This window comes from Brevundimonas sp. UBA6550, assembly GCF_002434505.1.
GTDB lineage: Bacteria > Pseudomonadota > Alphaproteobacteria > Caulobacterales > Caulobacteraceae > Brevundimonas.
On sequence record NZ_DJKE01000010.1, the window covers coordinates 21,430 to 42,107 of the forward strand.

The following is a 20,678-nucleotide window of genomic DNA, read 5'->3' on the forward strand; positions in this document are numbered from 1 at the left end:
GTCTCGGGATCCTAGGCGCAAGGCCTAGGATGACGGTCTTGAAGTGAGCGCCTTCGCCCCCTTCGCGGCGTCCAGCCCCCGCTGGTACGCCATCCCCGCACACCGGCCCTTCCTCGAAGACCTGGCCGCCGGCGTCCTGGCCTGGCTCGGCGAACTGCCGCCCGAGACCCTGTCGGACGCCACCATCCTGCTGCCCAACCGCCGGGCCGCGCGCGCCTTCACCGGCGCCCTGGCGAAACTGTCGGGCGAGCGGCCGATCCTGCTGCCCCAGGTCCGGCCGTTGGGCGATCTGGAGGAGGACGAGCCGCCCTTCACGCCCGGCGCCCTGGGCCTCGATCTGCCGCCCGCCATTCCTGCCCTGACCCGCCGGTTCGAGATGGCGCGGATAATCGTCGAACAGTTCGATTCGTCCCTGAGCCCGATGCGCGCGCTGGATCTGGCCGACGCGCTGGGCAGTTTCCTCGATTCCTGCCAGCTGGAGGAAATCCCCAACCCCGAACGGATCGCGACCCTGGTCGACGGCGAGATGGCCGAACACTGGGAGCGGTCGGCCGAGTTCCTGGGCCTCGCCGTCACCGCCTGGCCCAAACGCCTGAACGAACTGGGTCTGGTCGATCCGGCCTGGCGCCGCGCCACGCTGCTGCGCCGCCTCGCCGAACTATGGGACGCCCACCCCCCAACGCAGGCCGTCATCGCCGCCGGCTCGACCGGCACCGTCCCCGCCGCGGGCGACGTGCTGAAGGCGGTGGCCAAGGCGCCGCTGGGCTGCGTCGTCCTGCCCGGCCTCGACCTCGATCTGGACGCCGGCGTCTGGGACCGGCTGGACGAACAGCATCCGCAGAGCGCGATGAAACGGCTGCTGGATCGCTGCGAGATCGCGCGCGAGAGCGTCCGTCCCTGGTTCCGTCCCGCCGTCTCCCCGGCCGTTCAGGCACGCGGCCTGGCGCGTCAGCGACTGGTCAACGAAGCCCTGCGCCCGGCCGAGGCCACCGACGACTGGCGCGGCGCCATTCGCGACATCCGCGCCGCTGCGGTCGCACGCTGCGAAGCGCGCGACCCCATCGCCGAGGGCTTGCAGGGCCTGTCCCTGCTGACCGTCCGCGCCGAGGAAGAGGCCGCAGCCGCCATCGCCCTGATGATGCGCGAGACGCTGGAGACGCCGGGCAGGACCTGCGCTCTGGTCACGCCGGATCAGGCCCTGGGCCGCCGTGTCGCCGCCCGGCTGGAACGCTGGGGCGTGATCGCGGATTCCTCGGCCGGCGCGCCCCTGTCGCGCCTGCCCGCCGGCGCCCTGGTCGATCTGTGCGCGCGCTGGATGGCCGATCCGGTCCAGCCCCATCTGCTGCTGGCGGTGATCAAACATCCGCTTGTCCGCTTCGACCTGGGCGAGGCCTCGCAAGCGGCGGCCGTCGCGGCGCTGGAGGAGCACGCCCTGCGCGGTCCCCGCCCGCGCGACTTCGCCGCCCTCCGTCGCCGCCTGCTGGAGGCGGTCCAGCCCGACCGGCGCGGCAAGGCCCCGCCCGAGTGGAAACAGGCCCGGCTGTCCGCCGCGACCCGGCTGGTCGATCACCTTCAGGCCGCCGTCGAGGCCGCGACCGCCGCCTTCACGCCCGACGCCGATCTGAACCTGGCCGCCTCGGCCCTGACCCGGCTGATCGAAGCCCTGGCCGGCCAGAACGCCTGGGCCGGTCCCGACGGCGAGGCCGCCGCCGCCCTGTTGTCCGGCCTGATCGAGGGCGGGGCGTCCTTGGGCCGTATCCGGCGCGCGGAACTGGCCGAACTGGTCACGGCCCTGGTCAAGGAAAACGTCGTCAGGACCGGCGGGGCGACCCACCCGTCGCTGCGGATTCTGGGGGCCATAGAGGCGCGGCTGGTGCGCGCCGACCGGATGATCCTGGCCGGGCTGGAGGAAGGCGTCTGGCCCCAGGCCGCCCCGACCGATCCCTTCCTGTCGCGCCCGATGCGCAAGGCGCTGGGCCTGCCCCCGCCCGAACGCCGCCTGGGTCAGACGGCGCAGGACTTCGTGCAGGCCGCCTGCGCCGACGAGGTCATCCTGATCCACAGCGAGCGGCGCGGCGGCCAGCCCGCCGTCCGCTCGCGCTGGCTGTGGCGGCTGGAGATGCTGACGCGCGGCGCGAACGCCAAGGACACGCCCGTCGCCATCGCCCGCCCGGCGGCCGTCATCGACTGGGCCCGCGCCCTGGACGCCCCCCCGCCCGGCCCGCCCCAGTTCGCCAAACGGCCGGAACCCCGCCCGCCCGTGCATCGCCGCCCGCGCAGCCTGTATGTCACCCGCATCGAACGCTGGGTGCGCGACCCCTACGCCATCTACGCCCTGTGGGTGCTGGGGCTGGAGGCGATGGAGCGGCCCGGCGCGTCGGCCGAAGCGCTCGCCCGTGGCAACGCCGTCCACGCCGCCATCGAACGGCTGACGCTGGACTGGCCGAACGACCTGCCTGACGACTGCGAGGCCATCCTGCACGACCATCTGCTGCGCGAACTGGGCGCGCAGGGGTTCGAGGATGCGGCCATGGCCCGCGAGGCGCCGCTGGCCCGCAACTGCGCCCGCTGGCTGACCGAGTTCGAGCGCCAGCGTCGCGCGCGCGGCGTCGACATCCTGGTCGAACAGCAGGGGACCCTGACCTTCGACGCCCCCGCCGGCCCCTTTACGGTCAAGGCCTTCGCCGACCGGATCGAGCTGGCGTCGGACGGCGCGGCGGTGATGGACTTCAAGACCGGGGCGGCGCCGTCCGCCAAACAGGTCAAGTCCGGCTTCGCCCCCCAGCTGACCCTGACCGCCGCCATCCTGGCCGACGGCGGGTTCGCGCGCACCAACGGCCCGGTCACGCCGGATGAGTTGACCTATGTCCGCGTGGTCGGGCGCAAGACGGCGGGCGAGGTGATCACCCGCGCCTCGGGGCTTGAGGCCGCCGACCTGGCTCAGGCCGCGCTGGACGGGCTGAAACGCCGCGTCGCCCGCTTCGACGACGAGAACACGCCTTACGTTTCCTGGGCCGCGCCGCAGTTCATGGGCAATCAGGGCGGCAACTACGACCATCTGGCCCGCGTCTGGGAATGGTCGGTCATCGGCGACGGGGACGAAGAATGAGCATCGTCCCCCAGATCGTCGCCGCCGACCCGCGCCTGACCGTCTTCGTCACCGCCAACGCCGGCTCGGGCAAGACCACCACCCTGGTCAACCGGGTGGCGCGGTTGCTGCTGGACCAGGTCGATCCCGGCGCCATCCTGTGCGTCACCTACACCAAGGCCGCCGCCGCCGAGATGCAGGCCCGGCTGTTCGATCAGCTGGGCGGCTGGGCCGTGCTGGACGACGCCGCCCTGTCGCGCGAACTGGCCCGGCTGGACGACGGCGACCCGCAGGCGATGGATCACGCCGCGCTATCTCGCGCCCGCAAGCTGTTCGCCCGCGCGCTGGAGACGCCCGGCGGGCTGAAGATCCAGACCATCCACGCCTTCTGCGAAAAGCTGCTGCGGCGCTTCCCGCTGGAAGCCGGGGTCTCGCCCCGCTTCACCGTTCTGGAAGACCAGGCCGCGACCGCGCTGAGCCATGCCGCGCGCGAAGACCTGGCCCGCGCCGCCGTCGCCGATCCCGACGGTCCCATCGGCCAGGCCTACAGCCATTTCGCCATCGAGCTGGACTGGCAGCGGTTCCAGGCCCTGCTGTCGATGATCGAGGCTAAACGCGCCGACCTGCTGGATTATATCGACCGCGCCGAGGCCGGAACCGCGCCCGATCCTTGGTCCCTGACCGGCGCCGAGCGCGACCGCAGTCCTGAGGATCTGGAGCGCGATTTCGTCGCCTTCATCGATCCCGGCGAGTGGAACCGCATGGCCGAGGCCATGGAGACCGGCTCGACCAATGACAAGAAGATCGCCGACGCCATGAGCGTCGCCGCCCCGCCCTACGCCGGGTTCGCGGCCCTGGCCGGGGTCTTCTGCACCCAGGCGGGCGAACCGCGTAAGAGCATGGGCACCAAGTCGGCGCCGCAGGGCGCGGTCGGCTGGCTGCTGGACCTTCAGGCCAAATTCCTGGTCACGCGCGAGGCCCTGCGCAAGGCCAAGGTCGCCGACGATACGGTCAAGGTCCTGACACTGGCCCGCGCCCACGCCGCCTTCTACGAGGCCGCCAAGGCTCAGCGCGGGGCGCTGGACTTCCCCGATCTGGTCGCCCGCGCCGCCGCCCTGCTGACCGAAAGCGGCGCCGCCGCCTGGGTGCTGTACAAGTTGGACGGCGGGGTCGATCACGTCCTGATCGACGAGGCCCAGGACACCGCCCCCGAACAATGGGCCATCGTCCGCGCCCTGACCGGCGAGTTCTATTCCGGCGAAAAATCCGGTCGCACCGTCTTCGCCGTCGGCGACGAGAAACAGTCGATCTATTCCTTCCAGGGCGCCCGGCCCGAACGGCTGCGTCAGGAACGCGGCGCCTTCCTGGCCCTGGCCGAAGGCGCCGGCGAGCCCTTCGCCGGGCCGGAGCTGAACACCTCCTACCGCTCGACCGAAGAGGTGCTGGCCTTCGTCGACGCCGTCTTCGCCGATCCCGACCGCACCCGCGCCCTGACCGGACCCCAGGGCGACATCGCCCGCCATATCCCCGCGCGGATCGGCCAGCACGGCGCCATCGACCTGTGGCCCCTGTTCCTCGACGAACCCGCGCCCGAGACCGACGCCTGGGACGATCCCGTCGATCAGGAAGGCGCCGGCAGCGCCAGGAAACGCCTGGCCCGCGACATGGCTCGCGAAATCCGCCGCCAGGTGGAAAGCGGCGTCGCCGTCTTCGACCGCAGCACGCGGGACCTGCGTCCCGCCGGATACGGCGACTATATCGTCCTGGTCCGACGCCGCGACGCGACGTTCGAGGAGATCATCCGGGCGCTGAAAACCGAGGGCGTGCCCGTGGCCGGCGCCGACCGGCTGAAACTGTCCAGCCACATCGTGTTCGACGACCTGATCGCGCTGGCCCGTTTTTCTCTCTTCCCCGACGACGATCTGTCCCTGGCCGAGGTGCTGCGCAGCCCCCTGTGCGACGTGGACGAGGACGGCCTCTATGCCCTGGCCGGGCGCGAGAACCGCAAGGCCGGCCAGTTGTGGCGCGACCTGCGCGACCGGGCGCACGAACGCCCCGAATGGACCCGCGCCCGCGATGCGTTGCAGGCCGCCATCGGTGCGCGCGGCGGCGATCCCTTCGCCTTCTTCTCCCAGGCCCTGAACCGGGTGGACGACACCGGCCGATCCGGCCGCGCCCGCATCCTGGCCCGTCTGGGCCGCGAGGCGGAAGAAGCCATCGACGAGACCCTGAACCAGGTGCTGGCCGCCGAAAACCGGGGCGCCGTCGATCTGGAGACCTGCCTGGCCCAGCTGGAGGCCGCCGACGTCGAGGTGAAGCGCGAACTGGAGGGCGCGCGCGGCGAGGTCCGCGTCATGACCGTGCACGGCGCCAAGGGGCTGGAGGCGCCCATCGTCATCCTGCCCGACACCACCATGAAGGCGAAGGCGCAGGGGCCGTCGCTGATGCCGGCCGTCGTGGCGGAGGGCGAAGGCGAGGCCTGGCTGATGGCGCCCGGCTCGGCCCGTGACGACTGCCCCGCCTCGGCCGACGCCCGCGCCGCGCGCCAGACCCGCACGGACGACGAGACCCTGCGCCTGCTCTATGTCGCCCTGACCCGCGCCCGCGACCGCGTCATCGTCATGGGCCGCGCGTCCAGCCGGGGCGCCGAGGCCGGCAGTTGGTGGTCGATCCTCTCGGAGACCTTCGACCGGCTGGGCGATCAGGTGCGCGAGGTCGAGAACGGCGTGCGCCGCTATGGCGTCGATCCCGAACGCCGCCCGGTCGCCGCCGACGAAACGCGATCAGCCGACACCCTGCCCGCCTGGGCCGCTGCGGCGCCCCCGGCCGACGCCGCCGCCCGCTTCGCCTCGCCGTCGCGGATGGAGGGCGGCGCGGTCCGCATCCCCGCCCCCTCTCCCCTGGCCAGGACCGAGGCGGGCGGCGCCGCGCTGGGCCGGTTCCGGCGCGGCGACCTGATCCACCGGCTCTTGGAGCGTCTGCCCGAAATCCCGCCCGCCGACCGCCCCGACGCCGCTCGTCGCCTGCTGGGGCGAGAGGCCGATCTGGACGAAGCCCAGCGCGCCGAGATGATCGCCGCCGCCTTCTCGGTGCTGGACGACGCCCGCTTCGCCCCCGTCTTCGGCCCAGGGTCGCGCGCCGAGGTGGCCCTGACCGGGTCCGCGCCCGGCCTGCCCCTGGGTGTGTCGATCAACGGCCGCATCGACCGGCTGGTGGTGACGCCGGAACGGGTTCTGGTCGTCGACTACAAGACCAACCGCCCCGCGCCGGACACCATTGAGGCCGCCGATCCCGCCTATGTGCTTCAGGCGGCGGTCTATGTCGCGGTGTTGACACGCCTCTATCCCGACCGCCCGGTCGAGGCCGCCCTGGTCTGGACCGACGGCCCCAAGTTGATGCCGATCCCGCAGGCGATGCTGGAAGGGGCGTTGAAGGGCGGTTGAATTGCCCGCGATTCGCTCCCACATCTGCGACCGAACCCGGACGCTTCCGGACAACCTCTATTCGCGCGCAAACAGCCAGGCCCGCAGGCCGAGCGACAGCGCCCCAAGGAGCCCTTCATGGCGACTGTGAAAGTCACCGACGAAAGCTTTGACGCCGACGTCCTGAAAGCCTCGACACCCGTGCTGGTCGATTTCTGGGCCGAATGGTGCGGCCCCTGCAAGCAGATCGGCCCTGCGCTGGAGCAGATCGCCGACGAACTGGGCGGCCAGGTCACCGTGGCCAAGATCAACATCGACGACAGCCCCATGACCCCGTCCAAACTGGGCGTGAAGGGCATTCCGACCCTGATGCTGTTCAAGGACGGCCAGATGACCTCGATGAAGGTCGGCGCCATGCCCAAGGGCAAGATCGTCGAATGGCTGGCCGAGGCCGGCGTCAAGACCGACGCCGCCTGATCCGCTTCAGCCCCGCTGACCGATCACGCCCGCCGGTTCCGACCGGCGGGCGTTTTTCATGCTAGGATGCCGCCATGAGCGACGAAGACACCCCGATCCCCGCCGACGACATCCCCGGCGAAACCCCGGTCCAGAAGGCCCTGCGCCTGAAGACCGCCAAGCTGGACGCCCGCCCCCAGGCCCCGCGCGGCGGCCGCTTCCAGCGCGAGCAGAACGCCCGGATCGCGGCGGGCAAGTCGCGCCCGTGGATGAGCAAATAGGGACCGATCAGAGCCGACCGCGCCCGCCGCGCGGGCTCGATCCCGTCCAGCGCTTGAAGGCGCGGGAGAAGGCGCTGGGTTCGGAAAATCCGACCAGATAGGCCGTCTCGTTCACCGAGACCTTCTGGCCGTGGAGATAGTGCAGCGCCATGCGGTGGCGCAGGTCGTCGACCACGGCGTCGAACCTGGCGCCTTCCTCGGCCAGCCGCCGGTAAAGGGTCGCGCGGCTCATGCCCAGCTGACGCGCCACCTCGACCAGGCCGACGTCGCCCCTATGTAGGATCGGGATCAGCAACGCCTCCACCCGACCGCGCACGGTGCGGACGGTCTCCAGCCCGGCCAGCAGCTGGCTGGCCCGTTCGCTCAGCACGCCAAAGGCGTAGCGGCTGGGATTGTGCAGCGGAATTGACAGCCACGACGGGTCGATACGGAGGCCGTTCAGTTCGGACCCGAAGGTGGTCGGCACGCCTAGAACCCGCAGATAATCCTCGGCGTGCGCCGGCGCCGCGTGGGGCACATGGACCTCCAGGGCGAACGGCGCGTCGGGGAAATGGCGGCGCGTCTCGGCGATGAAGCGCGACCAGGTCGCCTCGGTCAGTTCGGGAAAGGCGGCGGGATCGGCCCGTCGGTCCATCAGCCACAGGCCGTCCGCGCGCGGCGTGATCTCGAACCGCCCGCCCGCCAGGGCCAGATCGACGTCGGCGACCAGGCGGCCGAAGCGGTTCAGCTCGCCCAGGGCCTCGCCCATCGTCGCCGCCGAATAGCAGATCAGCCCGACCACCGAGAACTCGCGGAAGTCCTGCGCCGCGCCCAGGTCCAGGGCGAAGGCCGCCGCGCCGCCCCGTGCCTTGGCGGCCTGCATCGCCGCCACATACTGAGCCATCGGCACGCGCGCGTCGGGATCGTCGAGGTCCGCCGGCGCGATACCGCTGTGGTCGGCAAGCGCCTGGGGATCGATACCGACCGACGCCGCATAGTCGAACAGGTTGCGCGTATAGCCGGCCGACACGGTCGCCGCCGTCTGACGCCGAAAGTCCTGTTTTGTGAGCGTGTCGGTCATGGGCCGCGCAGGTTCGGCCCGATATCGCCGTCAGACAAGAGCGGGGCGTTCCAATGACGACGATGATCCACAACGGCGACGAACGGATGCGCACCAAACCGAACAGGGCGGCGCAGGCGTTGAAGGCGGCGGGGATCTTCTGGTTCTCGACGGCCGTGGTCGGACAGGCCCTGTTCGTCGTCTATATCGTCGGCTTCTATGGCGCGGCGGCCGTGGCCCGACAGCCGGAACGATGGAACGACGTGCTGGTCGGCGGCTATGTCGCGGGCGGCCTGATCGGCAATCTGATCCTTGCGGCCCATCTGCTGATGGCGGCGATCATCACCGTGGGCGGGCCGCTTCAGCTTATCCCCCAACTCCGCTCGCGCGCCCTGCCGCTGCACCGCTGGATGGGTCGGGCCTATATCGTCACGGCGATCCTGATCAGTCTGGCCGGCCTCTACATGGTCTGGACGCGCGGCACGGCCGGCGGCGACGCCATGCGGGTCGGCATCAGCATCAACGGCGTGCTGATCCTGATCGCCGCCGTCATGGCCTGGCGTCAGGCCGCCGCGCGCCGGACCGACCGGCATCGCCGCTGGGCCATGGCGACGTTTCTCCTGGTCAGCGGGGTCTGGTTCTTTCGCGTCGGCCTGCTGGCCTGGATCATGATCAATCAGGGCCCGGTGGGGGTAGGCGACGACTTCGACGGGCCGTTCGTGCGGTTCTGGGCCTACGGCTGCTACCTCGTTCCGCTGGCGGTTTTGATACTCTATCTGCGGGCGCAGGATCGACCGGCAGGTGTGGGCAAGGCCCTGACCGCCGCGCTTCTGACCGTGCTGACCCTGGTCATGGCTCTTGGCGTCGTGGGCGCGGCGATGGGGATGTGGCTGCCGCATCTCGTCGGATAGGCGATCAGTCCGGCCAGGTCGCTTCGCTGGCCCCAAGCACCTCGCCGGCCAGATACAGCGAGCCGCAGATGGCGACGCGGCCGGCGCCCAGGCGCAGCGCCAGGTTCAGCGCCTCATCGACCGATCCCGCCGGCGTCGCCGCCAGACCGTGCCCGCGCGCGACGGCCGCCAGGGCCGCCGGATCGGCGGCCGCCCCTTCGAAGCCGACAGTGAAGACGGTGGCCTGGCTGTCCTTCAGGGCGGCGAAGAAGCCGCCCGCGTCCTTGTTGTTCAACATGCCGCAGATCAGGGCCAGGGGACGCGGCGCCCGCGCCTGACGCTCGGCCAGGAAGGCGGCCAGGGCGCGTCCGGCATGGGGATTGTGTCCCCCGTCCAGCCACAGTTCGGCGTCGGCGGCGCGCGCGGCCTCGCCGTAAGGACCGGCCGAAATCCGCTGCAGCCGCGCGGGCCAGCGCACGGTCTTCAGCCCTTCGGCGATGGCGGCCTCGGGCAGGTCCAGTTCGACCGCCGCCGCAACGGCCAGGGCCGCATTGTCGATCTGGTGCGCGCCCGCCAAGGCCGGCGCCGGCAGGTCCATGAACAGTTCGGCGGTCTGGAACGCCATGCCGCCACGCTCGGCCCAGGCGTCGAAATCCACCCCCAGCACCGTCAGGCGCGCATGGACGTCGGCGGCGCGGCGTTCGATGGCGGCCATCGCCTCTTCCCGCTGGCGCGCGATCACCGCCGGCGCTCCGGCCTTCAGCACCCCGGCCTTTTCCGACGCGATGGCCGCCAGGTCCGTGCCCAGAAACTCCGCATGGTCGTAATCGACCGGGGCGATGACGCTGAGCAGCGGGCGTTCGATCACGTTCGTCGCATCCAGCACGCCGCCTAGACCCACCTCGACAATGGCTAGGTCGGCCGGCGTCTCGCTCATGGCGACGAAGGCGGCGGCGGTGGTGCTTTCGAACACCGTGGCCTCGCTGTCCGTCTCGGCCATCGCCGCCTCGATCCGGTCCAGGATGGCGTTCAGCGCCTCGTCCTCGATCAGCTTGCCCGCCAGCCGGATTCGCTCGTTGAACCGCACCAGATGGGGCGAGGTGTAGGCATGGACCTTCAGCCCCGCCGCCTCGGCGATGGCGCGGATCAGGGCCACGGTCGAACCCTTGCCGTTGGTGCCCGCCACATGGACCACCGGCGGCAGCCGATCCTGCGGCTCACCCAGGGCCGCGCACAGGGCCTTCATCCGATCCAGCGACAGGTCGATCCGCTGCGGATGCCGCGCCCTGAGACGTTCGGAGATCGGGTCCATCAGCCGGTCAGGCCGCCTGACGGGTTCCGCCCATCAGTATCGACAGAATCTGACCCAGCACGCGCGGCAGATCGGCGCGCGCCACCACCTGATCGACCATGCCCTTTTCCTGCAGATATTCGGCGCGCTGGAACCCCGGCGGCAGTTTCTCGCGGATGGTGGCCTCGATCACGCGCGGCCCGGCGAAGCCGATCAGGGCGCCCGGTTCCGCCAGATGCACGTCGCCCAGCATGGCGTAGGAGGCCGTCACCCCGCCCGTCGTCGGGTCGGTCAGGACCACGGCATAGGGCAGTTTCGCCTGTTTCAGCTCTTCGATGGCCAGGGTGGTGCGCGCCATCTGCATCAGCGACAGGGCGCCTTCCTGCATCCGCGCGCCGCCGGCTGCGGTGAAGCAGATCAGCGGAACCTTGCGGGCCACGGCCTCGCGCGCGGCCTTGATGAAGGCCTCGCCCGCCGCCATGCCCAGCGATCCGCCCATGAAGGTGAAGTCCTGAACGATCACCACCGCCATCTGGCCTCCGACGGGGCCGACGCCGATGGCCATAGTGTCCTTGCGGCCCGCCGCCTTGCGCGCCGCGTTCAGCCGATCCTTGTAGGACTTGCCGTCCGAGAATTTCAGCGGGTCCTCGGGCACGTCGGGGCTATCGACCGTCTCGAACACGCCGCCGTCGAAGGTGGCCTTCAGCCGCGTCGGCGCGTCGATCCGCATATGGCGGCCCGACGGCGTGACCCACAGGGCGGTCTCCAGCTCCGACCGATACAGCATCTCGCCGCTGTCGGGATCTTTGACCCACAGATTGTCGGGGGTGTCGCGGCGCGAGACGATCTTGCGCACGCCGGGCGCAAACCGGCTGAGCCAGCCGCCGCGCTTTTCCTGAGGCTTGGTCTTGTCGTTCATCCGCGCGCTCTTAGACGGTTTCCGCCACGGAAGCACTAGCGGCGACGGATCGAACCGCGTCGCCCAGCAGCTTCACCTTGGCCAGAACGCGCGGCGCGGCCGGTTCGTTCGCGGCGACGGCGGCGGCGACCTCCTCGACCAGGGCCGAGCCGACGACCACGGCGTCCGCGACCCTGGCGATGGCGGCGGCCCGTTCCGGCGTCTTGATGCCGAAGCCGACCGCGACCGGCAGGCCGGAGGCCGCCCGCACCCGCGCCACGGCCGGCGCCACGACGTCGGCGTCGGCTTCCTTGACCCCCGTCACGCCCGCGACGGCGACGTAATAGACGAAGCCTGACGTGCCCTGGACCACGATCTTCAGCCGCGCGTCGTCCGATGTCGGCGTGGCCAGGCGGATCAGCGAGATCGACACCCGGTCCAGCGCCTGAACCAGCGGCCCGGCCTCTTCCGGCGGGCAGTCCACCACGATCAGGCCGTCGATCCCGCAATCGGCCGCATAGGCGGCGAAGGCGTCATAGCCCAGGCTCTCGATCGGGTTCAGATAGCCCATCAGCACGATCGGCGTGGCGTCGTCGCCTTTGCGGAACTCTCGCGCCAGATCCATGGTCGAGCGCAGGCCGAAGCCGGCCGCCAGCCCCCGGATCGCCGCCTTCTGGATCGGCGGCCCCTCGGCCATCGGATCCGAAAACGGAAAGCCCAGTTCGATGATGTCGGCGCCCGCAGCGGGCAACCCCTTCAGGATCGCCAGCGCCGCCTCGCGCGACGGATCGCCCCCCATCACATAGGGGATGAAGGCCGCACGGCCCTCGGCCTTCAGCGCGGCGAAACGGGTGTCGATACGGGCGGTGGTCATGTAGTTGCCTGACAAACTCTCTGCGACGCCTCTACGGACGCCTCGAGCCATTGAAGGTCTGTGATCGGATAGCATCGCGACCCGTATGCGACATCGAACGTTGATGGAATCAGATGCCGATCACACACCATCTGATCACGAACGAACGCACCTTTGACCGTTTGCACCTTTCCGTCCTTGCCACAGGCGACGAGATCGGTCGAACGCGCGACGATCTCTGACACCGTTTCAACCGACAACCCGGTCGGAGACGATGCGCACGAAGCAAGCAAGGCCATCGAAGCAACGATGGCGATGCGGTTCATTGAGGCACGTCTCCCGCGACGGGCACCTGGGCAGCGCAGACATCCCCGGGAATGGTGGCGAAGCCCAGATAGGCGGGCAGTTCGGCGACGGCGGTCTTGGTCGTGTCGTAGAAGGCGACCATCTGCATTCCGTCGCAGCCGCCGGCCTCGCGGCGCTTGATGAAGACCACGCGGTTCTCGTCGCCGCCCGCCGCCAGCCAATTCTTGGAAGACAGGTCGGCGATATAGGCGTCGGCCAGGGCGCCGATCTGGCCCAGCTGGGCCGTGACGCACCAGGCGCGGCCCGCCAGGTTGTTCAGCCCGCCGCAGTCGGCCGACAGTTCCGCGCCGGGCAGCAGGCCGACATCGGCCGGCCCGCCCTGCTGCGTCGATTGAGGCGCAGCCGGTGCCGGCGTCTGGGCCTGAACGGCGGGGGCGGACAGGGCGAGCGCGGCGCTCGCGGCCATCAGAAGACGCATCACAACTCCACTCCCAGATGTTTGGCGACCTGGAAGATGTCCTTGTCGCCACGTCCCGACATCAGCAGGACGACATCGCCGCCCTTGCCGACTTCCCTTGCGATCTCGCCGGTCCGCGCCAGGGCGTGGGCCGGCTCCAGCGCCGGAATGATGCCTTCCAGTTTCGAGCACAGCTGGAACGCCTCCAGCGCCTCATCGTCCGTCGCCGAGCGATATTCGGCCCGGCCGATGTCGTGCAGCCAGGCGTGCTCCGGCCCGATGCCCGGATAGTCCAGACCCGCCGAGATCGAATGGCCCTCGACGATGTTGCCGTCCTTGTCCTGAAGCAGATAGGTCCGGTTGCCGTGCAGCACGCCGGGCCGTCCGCCCTTCAGCGACGCCGCGTGATCGGGCGTATCCAGACCGTATCCCGCCGCCTCGACGCCGATCAGCCGCACGTCCTCGTCCTCGATGAAGGGGTGGAAGGCGCCGATGGCGTTGGACCCGCCGCCGATGCAGGCGACCACGGCTTGCGGCAGCTTACCCATCTGGGCGCGCGACTGGACCTTGATCTCCTTGCCGATCACCGACTGGAAATCGCGCACCATGGCCGGATAGGGGTGCGGACCCGCCGCCGTGCCGATGATGTAATAGGTATCGGCGACATTGGTGACCCAGTCCCGCATCGCTTCGTTCATCGCGTCCTTCAAGGTCGCGGCGCCGGCGGTGACAGGAAAGACTTCCGTCCCCAGCAGACGCATGCGGAAGACGTTCGGCTGCTGCCGCTCCACATCCACCGCGCCCATATAAACGGTGCAGGGCAGACCGAAACGCGCGGCGACGGTGGCGCTGGCCACGCCGTGCTGGCCGGCGCCGGTCTCGGCGATGATGCGGGTCTTGCCCATGCGCCGCGCCAGCAGGATCTGGCCCATGCAGTTGTTGATCTTGTGCGCGCCCGTGTGGTTCAGGTCCTCGCGCTTCAGCCAGATGTTCGCCCCGCCGAAATGCTCGGTCAGCCGCTCGGCGAAATAGAGCGGGCTCTCGCGACCGACGTAGTGGGTCAGAAAGCCGTCCAACTCGGCCTGGAAACTCGGGTCCGCCTTGGCCGCCTTATAGGCCGCGTCCAGCTCATGGATCAGCGGCATCAGGGTCTCGGCCACGAACTGCCCGCCATAGGGACCGAACCGCCCCTTCGCGTCGGGCCAGGCGTAGGCGTTCGCCAAGGGGGCGGAATCGGCGGCTTGGAGAGGCGTCTGAGCGTTCACGAGTTCGACTTTCACGCGGGGAGGCGTCGTAATTACGACCGGCGCGCGTTTCGGATGAAGGCTGCGATCCGGCCCGCCTCCTTAACACCCGGCGCGCTTTCCACGCCAGAGGACACGTCCACCATCGGCGCGCCCGTGATCCGCAACGCCTCGGCCACATTGTCCTGGTTCAGACCGCCCGCCAGGAACCACGGATGCCGGAACGCCCGGTCCGCCAGCAGGGTCCAATCGAAGCTGTGTCCCACCCCGCCGGGCAGCACCGATCCCTCCGGCGGCTTGGCGTCGAACATCAGGTGGTCGGCGTGATAATCCCATTCGTCGGCGGCGGCGAAGTCGTCCGCCTGCCGGATCGGCAGGGCCTTGATCACCCCCGCCCCCGTCAACGCCCGCACCCGTTCCGCCCGCGCCGGCGTCTCGGCCCCATGCAACTGGATGAAATCGGGCCTCAGCATCCGCGCGATCTCTTCCAGCAGGGCGTCGTCGGGGTCGACCGTCACCGCAACGATCTTCGCCCGCCCGCGCGCCCGCTCGAACAGGGCGGCCGCCGCTTCGGGCGCGATGTGGCGCGGGCTCCTTGGAAACACCACCGCCCCCACGAAATCCGCACCGCCGTCCAGCGCGGCGTCCAGGGTGTCCGGCGTGGTCAGGCCGCAGATCTTGATCTTGGTCGTCATAGGGAAACGACTTCAACGTTTTTCAGAACGGCCGCCGCAGCGAGGTCCTTATCTAGCGTCGCCATGTCGTAGCCATGCCTCAACACCACGGCTAAGTGCAGGGCGTCAGGCGTCCTCAATCGAACCCCTTCGCGCAGCAGCAGGCGACAGCGCGAAAAATCCTGATCGTCCATGCGGCATTCTCCGCGACCTATGCGCCAGCCATCAAACGTGTCTTCGATCTGGTCACGTTTCGCGCCCTTCATGGCGCCGGACCTGACGCGCAACCCAAGGGCCGAGCTGAACTCGGCCTCGGCCCATCGGCTGATCACGACATCCGCCCTGCGGATCAGCAGCGCCGCCGCCCACTCCGAATGAGCGTCCTGCACGAAGGCCGAAACGAGGACGCTTGTATCCAGATAAAGGGCCAAGATCAGTCTTCGTCACGCATCTGACGAACCAGATCGACACCGTTCAATCCATCCGTGGGTTTGGCGCGGACCTGTCTGAACCAGTCCATATCGACGGTTCGAGGCGTCGGAACAACCTCCTGCGCCGGCTCCAGCCGCGCGATCGGCACGCCGCGTCGCGTGATGGTCACGGCCTCGCCCGCCAGCATGCGGTCCAACAGCTTGGGCAGGTTGTTCTTGGCCTCGGCGACGGAATAGCTGGACATGGCTATCAAGATAGCCATCTGTCGCCCAATATTCAATCAGCCGCCCGCTGTCTCCCCGAAGATCGACGCGACCTCTTCCGGCGCCAGCAACCGCCATTCGCCGGGCGCCAGGTCGGGCGGCAGGACCAGGCCGCCCATCCGCTCGCGATGCAGGGTCTCGACGTGGTTGCCGACGGCGGCGAACATACGTCGCACCTGGTGATACCGCCCCTCCGTAACCGTCAGCAGGGCCTCGGTCGGCGTCACGACCTCCAGCCGCGCCGGGGCCAGCGGCTTGTCCTCGCCCTCCAGCACCAGTTCGCCGGCGGCGAACAGATCGCCTTCGGTTCCGGTCAGCGGGCGCGCCAGCCCGGCGCGATAGACCTTGGCCACATGGCGTTTGGGCGAGATCACCCGGTGCAGCAGGTCCCCGTCGTCGGTCAGCAGCAGGAGGCCCGAGGTCTGTTTGTCCAACCGACCTATGGTCGAGATCGCCGGATCGCGCCGGCGCCAACGGTCGGGCAGGATGTCATAGACCAGCGCGCCCTCCTCCTTGTGCGAACAGGTCATGCCCAGCGGCTTGTTCAGCATCAGGACGAGGCCCGGCACGGGGTCCAGCGGCTCGCCGTCGATCTCCATTCGGGTCGGAAGGTCCGGCGTCACCGGGATGCGCTTTGACACATCCGTCAGATCGGCCCCATCCAGCACGATCCCGCCCGCCTTGGCCATCCGCGACATCTCGGCGCGCGAGCCATAGCCCATCGACCCCAGCAGGCGGTCGATGCGGGAGGTGGGGGTCTTGGTCATGCGCTCATCCCCACACCCGTCATCCCAGGGCTTGTCCCTGGGATCCATACGCCCGGCGCCCGCCGCTCGCGCACTCCGCGGACACACCTGGGGTATGGATCCTCGCCACAAGGGCGAGGATGACGGCTTAAGGGAAAGCGGCTCACTTCACCGCCTCGAACAGCTTGTAGCCGCCCGCTTCCGCGACTAGCCGCACCCGCTTGAATGCCGCGTTCAGCTCGGCCTCATAGGGCAGATGCCGGTTGGCCACGATCCAGGCGACGCCGCCCTTTTTCAACAGCTCGGCGGCCTTGCGCACGAAAGCTTGGCCCAGACGCCGGTCCTCGGCGCCGCCGTCGTGGAAGGGCGGGTTGGAGACCACGAAGTCCTTGTCGCCCTTGGCCTCCAGCGTCCGCGCGTCCGACCACCAGACCTTGGCCCGTTCATCCGTGATGTTCTCGCGCGCGGCGCGGATGGCCCGGCGGTCCAGATCGACCAGCTTCAGCTTGGTCACGGCGGGCGAGCGCAGCACCACGGTCGCCAGCGCCCCATAGCCGCAGCCCAGATCGACCCCCTCGCCTTTCATCGGCGGCAGATGTTCGGCCAGAAGCGCCGAACCCGGATCGATCCGGTCCCAGGCGAAGATTCCGGGCTGGGACCAGGCCTCCAGGCCCGGCACGATCTGCGGCCCGCCGGCCTGGATCGCCTCGTCAATTCCTTCCACCGTTTCGGGGCGGATGACGATGCAGCGGCGGTGGTGCGCCTTGGCCGTCTCGGCGACCTCCAGGCCGAACGCCTTCAGTTCCTTGCCCAGACGCGAGCCGCCCTTGTCCTTGGGCGCCATGACGTCCAGCCGCCCGCCCACCTTCAGCGCCCTCAGCGCCAGGGCCAGGACATAGCGCCGCTCCAGCACGCCGGGCGGGGCGTAGATCATCGCCGTATCGGCCGAGCCGGGCGCCTGCGCCTCCAGCGCGGCGGAATCCGGGATCAGGGGCGAGGTCTGGATCGCGTCGCCGGGAGGATCGAAGACGACCGGCGGCCGGCCATAGAGAAGCGTGGTCATGCCCCGCCCTTAACGTCCCGACGTCGCCGGGGCCAGCCTCAGAACCCCATCTGCAGCAGCGCCAGACCCACGACCCCGACCACGATCCGCCACCAGGCGAAGACGCCGAAGCCGCGACGCGACACGAAGTCCAGCAGGAACCGCACCACCGCCAGGGCCGAGACGAAGGCCACCACGAAGCCCACGGCGATCAGGCCCACGTCGCTGAAATCCAGCGTCTTGTGGTTCTTCAACAGGTCGTAGAAGACCGCCGCACCCATGGTCGGCAGGGCCAGGAAGAAGCTGAACTCGGCCGCCGAACGCTTGTCCGTCTTTAGCAAAAGACCCCCGGCGATGGTGGCGCCCGAGCGCGACACGCCGGGGATCATGGCCAGACACTGGAACAGGCCGATCAGGAAATAGACCCGCATCGGATAGGCCTCGGCGTCCAGCCATTTCGGCTTCTTGTCCATCCGGTCCAGCGCCAGCAGGATCACCCCGCCCACGATCAGGGCGATGCAGATCACCTGGGGCGTTTCGAACAGCACCGTCTTGATGAAGTCATAGGCCAGGAAACCGATCACCACGGCGGGCGCGAAGGCGACCAACAGGCCGATCAGGAACCGCCGCGCCTCGGGATCGAACGGCCAGCGCGTCGCCAGCGCCCACAGACGTTGGAAATAGACGCTGACGATGGCCAAGAGGGCGCCCAGCTGGATCACGATCTCGAACGTCTTGCCCGCGCTCTGAAAACCCATGAAATGGCCCAGCAGCAGCATATGGCCGGTCGAGGACACGGGGATGAACTCGGTCAGCCCCTCGACCAGACCCAGGATGATGGCCGCCAACCAGTCCGACATGGAAAACCCCGAAAACGAAAGCGCCGGGATCGCCGCGCGCCCGGATGTCTTCCCCTAGAGCATGATGGTTTCGGACGGAACGACCCGTTTGGTCTGGCGGTTGGCTTTCCGCCACGATTGCGCGAGAAGAAGCCGACAATGACGACGCCCGCCCCCGCCCCCCTCGAAGACGCCCATCTCGCCACGCGGCGCATCACCCGGCTGTCGGTCGGGGTGGCGGTGGTGCTGATCGCGCTGAAGGCGTTCGCCCTGGGCGCGTCCGGCTCGGTCTCCATCCTGGCCAGCCTGGCGGATTCGGCGCTGGACCTGGCGGCGTCCCTGACCACCTTCTTCGCCGTGCGCTGGGCCGCCGCCCCGCCGGACGAGGATCACCGCTACGGCCACGGCAAGGGCGAGGCGCTGGCCGCCCTGGTCCAGGCCGGGCTGGTGTTCGCCTCGGCCGTCTTCATCGGGTGGGAGGGGCTGCAGCGCATCTTCGATCCCCGCCCGGTCACCGCCGGCGCCTGGGCCGTGGGGGTCATGGTCGCGGCCATGGCGATCACCGGCTGGCTGGTGTGGATGCAGACCCAGGCGCTGAAGAAGACCGGCTCCCTGGCCGTCGCCGGCGACCGCGCCCATTACGCCGCCGATCTGGCGGCCAACGCCGTGGTGCTGATCGGGGTGGCGTCCGGCGCCTTCCTGGGCGCGCCGGGGCTGGATGCGGCGGCTGGCGTGGTCGTCGCCGTCTGGCTGTTCTGGGGCGCGACCGGCATGTTGCGGGCCGCCGCCGACCACCTGCTGGACCGCGCCGCGCCCCAGGCCGACCGCGCCGCCGTCACCCAGGCCGTTCTGGCCGACCCGCGCGTCACCGGCGTGCATCAGCTGCGCACCCGCATGGTCGGGCCGGTGATGATGATCCAGATGCACGTCGATCTGGACGGCGCCCTGACGCTGGACGCCGCCCACGCCATCGTGGTCGAGGCCGAACGCCGGGTGCTGGCGCGGTTTCCCGGCGCCGACATCCTGATCCACGCCGATCCGCGCGGCCGGCCTCTGGCGCCTGTTCCGGCATCCCCTGATCCGACCACGGAGACGCCGGCGGAGACCCCGAATGCGGCCCCCGCCGCCCCGGTCGCCAAGGGCCCGTGGTCGTAAGGCGGTAAACGCCGATTTAACGGGTCGGGGCGCATAACCCGTGGATGGCCGACCCTTGCGTTCTCTTCCACTTCGCCTTCCAGCCCGCCTCGCGCGCCGCGCGACTGGCTCTGGGCGAGGCGCGGATCGAATGGACGGATACGCCGGTCCGTCCGTGGGAGGAGGACTGCCCGGTCAACGACTTCAACCCGTCGGGCCTGCCGCCGGTGGTGCAGACGACCGACCGGGGCCGCCCGCTGACGCTGTGCGAACTGCCCGCCGTCCTGGGCTGGATCGAGGATCAGCAGAAGGGGCCGCTGCTGCTGCCCGCCGACGCCGGCGAACGCGCCGAGGCGCGCCGCCTGACCGGCTGGTTCGAGCGTCGCTTCATGGACGAGGTCGACGCCGTCCTGCTGCACGAGCGGATGGAGAAGCCCCTGCTCAAGCTGGGTCCGCCCGAGGCGCGCGCCCTGCGCGACGGCCGCGACGCCCTGAAGTCGCACCTGGCCATGCTGGAGGACCTGGTCGCCGCCCGCGACTGGCTGGCCGGCCGCCGCCTGTCCCAGGCCGACCTGATCGCCGCCGCCCACTTGTCGGTGCTGGACTATTTCGGCGAGATTCAGTGGAAAGCCTGGCCCGGGCTGAAGACCTGGTACTCCAAGCTCAAATCCCGCCCCTGCTTCCGCCCCCTCCTCGCCGACCGCTTCGTCGGCGTGCCGCCGTCGGCCTGGTATGCAGACCTGGATTTTTAAAGGTCTGCACAACCCCTTTCGTCATTCCCGGCGCAGCGCAGCGGAGACCCGGAACCCAGCGGCACCGAAGGCGAAATCCATCCGCCGCACGGCGTTTGAAAATCGAATGCGCGACAGGTTCGCGCTCTCGCGCGCCGCTGGGTTCCGGGTCTTCGGGCCAAGCGGCCCTTCGCCCGGAATGACGAAAGTTGAAGGCGAGCCTAAAGCGCTTCGGCGCCCAGGCGTGCGATCCACAGCTTCGCCCGGCTGACCAGCTCATCCTTGCGTCGCAGGTCGGAGATGTCGTCCGGCAGACGATCAAGCTGTTCGAAGCGAAAATCCTCGGGCATGTGCGCCTTCCACGCCGCCTGAAGCGACCGGTACGGACTGCCGCCGTGGCGCAAGGCGAACCACAGGCCGTTCTGTTCGGTGTCGATGTGGCGGCTCTTGCCGACCCACACCTGGCCCGTCGCGCTGCAGATCACGGCATAGACGCCGGCGATGGTCGGCCGCTCCTTGTATGCGGCAAGCAGGGTCTTTCGGCTTGTGGTCATAACGGCATTCCTTATTATCCGGGTATTATCCTATCTCC

The 20,678-nt window shown here is 69.6% G+C and carries 21 protein-coding genes; 7 read left to right on the forward strand and 14 right to left on the reverse strand.

Translation table 11 applies throughout. From position 1 onward, the window contains the following. Positions 1-43 precede the first annotated feature (43 nt). From addB to B3Z70_RS12390, 4 genes are all read left to right on the forward strand, one after another. Complete coding sequence (addB, locus tag B3Z70_RS12375) at positions 44-3,109, forward strand: double-strand break repair protein AddB (RefSeq protein WP_292045682.1); 3,066 nt, start codon at positions 44-46, stop codon at positions 3,107-3,109. Further along, positions 3,106-6,531, forward strand: coding sequence for a double-strand break repair helicase AddA (addA, locus tag B3Z70_RS12380; RefSeq protein WP_292045684.1), 3,426 nt, complete (start codon positions 3,106-3,108; stop codon positions 6,529-6,531). Before addB ends, addA begins: the two co-directional genes overlap by 4 nt. A gap of 117 nt (positions 6,532-6,648) precedes the next feature. Then, positions 6,649-6,987 carry a thioredoxin gene (gene trxA, locus B3Z70_RS12385; RefSeq protein WP_248119194.1) on the forward strand — a complete coding sequence of 113 codons (339 nt, stop codon included), beginning with the start codon at positions 6,649-6,651 and terminating at the stop codon, positions 6,985-6,987. Positions 6,988-7,061: 74 nt separating this feature from the next. After that, a complete protein-coding gene (locus B3Z70_RS12390) occupies positions 7,062-7,247 on the forward strand; it encodes a hypothetical protein (RefSeq protein ID WP_292021431.1) in 186 nt (61 codons plus the stop codon). A gap of 7 nt (positions 7,248-7,254) precedes the next feature. Here the strand turns inward: B3Z70_RS12390 and B3Z70_RS12395 are convergent, their stop codons facing one another. Next, on the reverse strand, positions 7,255-8,307 hold the full coding sequence (locus B3Z70_RS12395; RefSeq protein ID WP_292021429.1) for an AraC family transcriptional regulator: 1,053 nt from the start codon (positions 8,305-8,307) through the stop codon (positions 7,255-7,257). A gap of 53 nt (positions 8,308-8,360) precedes the next feature. On the opposite strand from B3Z70_RS12395, the gene B3Z70_RS12400 reads away from it, so the two are divergent. Then, positions 8,361-9,197: a DUF2306 domain-containing protein gene (locus tag B3Z70_RS12400; protein ID WP_292021427.1), complete on the forward strand. Its 837-nt coding sequence runs from the start codon at positions 8,361-8,363 to the stop codon at positions 9,195-9,197. A 4-nt stretch (positions 9,198-9,201) separates the two neighbouring features. Here B3Z70_RS12400 and B3Z70_RS12405 read toward each other — a convergent pair whose 3' ends face one another. The 12 genes from B3Z70_RS12405 to B3Z70_RS12460 form a co-directional block, all read right to left on the reverse strand. Continuing rightward, positions 9,202-10,488, reverse strand: coding sequence for a bifunctional folylpolyglutamate synthase/dihydrofolate synthase (locus B3Z70_RS12405; RefSeq protein ID WP_292045685.1), 1,287 nt, complete (start codon positions 10,486-10,488; stop codon positions 9,202-9,204). A gap of 7 nt (positions 10,489-10,495) precedes the next feature. After that, positions 10,496-11,386: an acetyl-CoA carboxylase carboxyltransferase subunit beta gene (locus B3Z70_RS12410; protein WP_292045687.1), complete on the reverse strand. Its 891-nt coding sequence runs from the start codon at positions 11,384-11,386 to the stop codon at positions 10,496-10,498. A 10-nt stretch (positions 11,387-11,396) separates the two neighbouring features. After that, complete coding sequence (gene trpA / locus B3Z70_RS12415; protein WP_292045688.1) at positions 11,397-12,239, reverse strand: tryptophan synthase subunit alpha; 843 nt, start codon at positions 12,237-12,239, stop codon at positions 11,397-11,399. Continuing rightward, positions 12,236-12,544, reverse strand: a complete 309-nt coding sequence (locus B3Z70_RS12420) for a hypothetical protein (protein ID WP_292021001.1) — start codon at positions 12,542-12,544, stop codon at positions 12,236-12,238. Before B3Z70_RS12420 ends, trpA begins: the two co-directional genes overlap by 4 nt. Then, complete coding sequence (locus B3Z70_RS12425) at positions 12,541-13,002, reverse strand: hypothetical protein (protein WP_292020999.1); 462 nt, start codon at positions 13,000-13,002, stop codon at positions 12,541-12,543. The genes B3Z70_RS12420 and B3Z70_RS12425 overlap by 4 nt, the downstream gene beginning before the upstream one ends. After that, the gene (trpB, locus tag B3Z70_RS12430) at positions 13,002-14,204 is read right to left on the reverse strand and encodes a tryptophan synthase subunit beta (RefSeq protein ID WP_292021006.1); all 1,203 of its coding nucleotides are present in this window, start codon (positions 14,202-14,204) and stop codon (positions 13,002-13,004) included. Before trpB ends, B3Z70_RS12425 begins: the two co-directional genes overlap by 1 nt. Positions 14,205-14,278: 74 nt before the next feature. Further along, complete coding sequence (locus tag B3Z70_RS12435; RefSeq protein WP_292020998.1) at positions 14,279-14,920, reverse strand: phosphoribosylanthranilate isomerase; 642 nt, start codon at positions 14,918-14,920, stop codon at positions 14,279-14,281. After that, positions 14,917-15,330: a type II toxin-antitoxin system VapC family toxin gene (locus tag B3Z70_RS12440; RefSeq protein WP_292020996.1), complete on the reverse strand. Its 414-nt coding sequence runs from the start codon at positions 15,328-15,330 to the stop codon at positions 14,917-14,919. Before B3Z70_RS12440 ends, B3Z70_RS12435 begins: the two co-directional genes overlap by 4 nt. Before the next feature lie 2 nt (positions 15,331-15,332). Next, positions 15,333-15,593, reverse strand: a complete 261-nt coding sequence (locus tag B3Z70_RS12445; protein ID WP_292020993.1) for a type II toxin-antitoxin system Phd/YefM family antitoxin — start codon at positions 15,591-15,593, stop codon at positions 15,333-15,335. Between the two features lie 18 nt (positions 15,594-15,611). After that, on the reverse strand, positions 15,612-16,361 hold the full coding sequence (locus tag B3Z70_RS12450) for a pseudouridine synthase (RefSeq protein WP_292020990.1): 750 nt from the start codon (positions 16,359-16,361) through the stop codon (positions 15,612-15,614). A gap of 142 nt (positions 16,362-16,503) precedes the next feature. Next, on the reverse strand, positions 16,504-17,403 hold the full coding sequence (locus B3Z70_RS12455; protein ID WP_292020987.1) for a class I SAM-dependent methyltransferase: 900 nt from the start codon (positions 17,401-17,403) through the stop codon (positions 16,504-16,506). A 38-nt stretch (positions 17,404-17,441) separates the two neighbouring features. Further along, the gene (locus B3Z70_RS12460; protein ID WP_292020985.1) at positions 17,442-18,242 is read right to left on the reverse strand and encodes an undecaprenyl-diphosphate phosphatase; all 801 of its coding nucleotides are present in this window, start codon (positions 18,240-18,242) and stop codon (positions 17,442-17,444) included. 138 nt (positions 18,243-18,380) lie between these two features. On the opposite strand from B3Z70_RS12460, the gene B3Z70_RS12465 reads away from it, so the two are divergent. Both B3Z70_RS12465 and B3Z70_RS12470 read left to right on the forward strand, forming a co-directional pair. Further along, positions 18,381-19,376 (forward strand): cation diffusion facilitator family transporter, encoded by a 996-nt coding sequence (locus B3Z70_RS12465; RefSeq protein WP_292020984.1) that lies wholly within the window; start codon positions 18,381-18,383, stop codon positions 19,374-19,376. Between the two features lie 44 nt (positions 19,377-19,420). After that, complete coding sequence (locus B3Z70_RS12470) at positions 19,421-20,107, forward strand: glutathione S-transferase family protein (RefSeq protein WP_292020982.1); 687 nt, start codon at positions 19,421-19,423, stop codon at positions 20,105-20,107. A gap of 200 nt (positions 20,108-20,307) precedes the next feature. On the opposite strand, the gene B3Z70_RS12475 is transcribed toward B3Z70_RS12470, so the two are convergent. Beyond that, entirely contained in the window at positions 20,308-20,640 is a 333-nt protein-coding gene (locus B3Z70_RS12475; RefSeq protein WP_292020980.1) for a GIY-YIG nuclease family protein, read from the reverse strand. Positions 20,641-20,678 lie beyond the last annotated feature (38 nt).

Bases quoted from the DNA above. Each gene is read 5' to 3' on its own strand.
- addA (WP_292045684.1), top strand. From the start codon at position 3,106: ATGAGCATCGTCCCCCAGATCGTCGCCGCCGACCCGCGCCTGACCGTC.
- trxA (WP_248119194.1), top strand. From the start codon at position 6,649: ATGGCGACTGTGAAAGTCACCGACGAAAGCTTTGACGCCGACGTCCTG.
- B3Z70_RS12390 (WP_292021431.1), top strand. From the start codon at position 7,062: ATGAGCGACGAAGACACCCCGATCCCCGCCGACGACATCCCCGGCGAA.
- B3Z70_RS12395 (WP_292021429.1), bottom strand. From the start codon at position 8,307: ATGACCGACACGCTCACAAAACAGGACTTTCGGCGTCAGACGGCGGCG.
- B3Z70_RS12400 (WP_292021427.1), top strand. From the start codon at position 8,361: ATGACGACGATGATCCACAACGGCGACGAACGGATGCGCACCAAACCG.
- B3Z70_RS12405 (WP_292045685.1), bottom strand. From the start codon at position 10,488: ATGGACCCGATCTCCGAACGTCTCAGGGCGCGGCATCCGCAGCGGATC.
- B3Z70_RS12410 (WP_292045687.1), bottom strand. From the start codon at position 11,386: ATGAACGACAAGACCAAGCCTCAGGAAAAGCGCGGCGGCTGGCTCAGC.
- trpA (WP_292045688.1), bottom strand. From the start codon at position 12,239: ATGACCACCGCCCGTATCGACACCCGTTTCGCCGCGCTGAAGGCCGAG.
- B3Z70_RS12420 (WP_292021001.1), bottom strand. From the start codon at position 12,544: ATGAACCGCATCGCCATCGTTGCTTCGATGGCCTTGCTTGCTTCGTGC.
- B3Z70_RS12425 (WP_292020999.1), bottom strand. From the start codon at position 13,002: ATGCGTCTTCTGATGGCCGCGAGCGCCGCGCTCGCCCTGTCCGCCCCC.
- B3Z70_RS12435 (WP_292020998.1), bottom strand. From the start codon at position 14,920: ATGACGACCAAGATCAAGATCTGCGGCCTGACCACGCCGGACACCCTG.
- B3Z70_RS12445 (WP_292020993.1), bottom strand. From the start codon at position 15,593: ATGGCTATCTTGATAGCCATGTCCAGCTATTCCGTCGCCGAGGCCAAG.
- B3Z70_RS12450 (WP_292020990.1), bottom strand. From the start codon at position 16,361: ATGACCAAGACCCCCACCTCCCGCATCGACCGCCTGCTGGGGTCGATG.
- B3Z70_RS12455 (WP_292020987.1), bottom strand. From the start codon at position 17,403: ATGACCACGCTTCTCTATGGCCGGCCGCCGGTCGTCTTCGATCCTCCC.
- B3Z70_RS12460 (WP_292020985.1), bottom strand. From the start codon at position 18,242: ATGTCGGACTGGTTGGCGGCCATCATCCTGGGTCTGGTCGAGGGGCTG.
- B3Z70_RS12465 (WP_292020984.1), top strand. From the start codon at position 18,381: ATGACGACGCCCGCCCCCGCCCCCCTCGAAGACGCCCATCTCGCCACG.
- B3Z70_RS12470 (WP_292020982.1), top strand. From the start codon at position 19,421: ATGGCCGACCCTTGCGTTCTCTTCCACTTCGCCTTCCAGCCCGCCTCG.
- B3Z70_RS12475 (WP_292020980.1), bottom strand. From the start codon at position 20,640: ATGACCACAAGCCGAAAGACCCTGCTTGCCGCATACAAGGAGCGGCCG.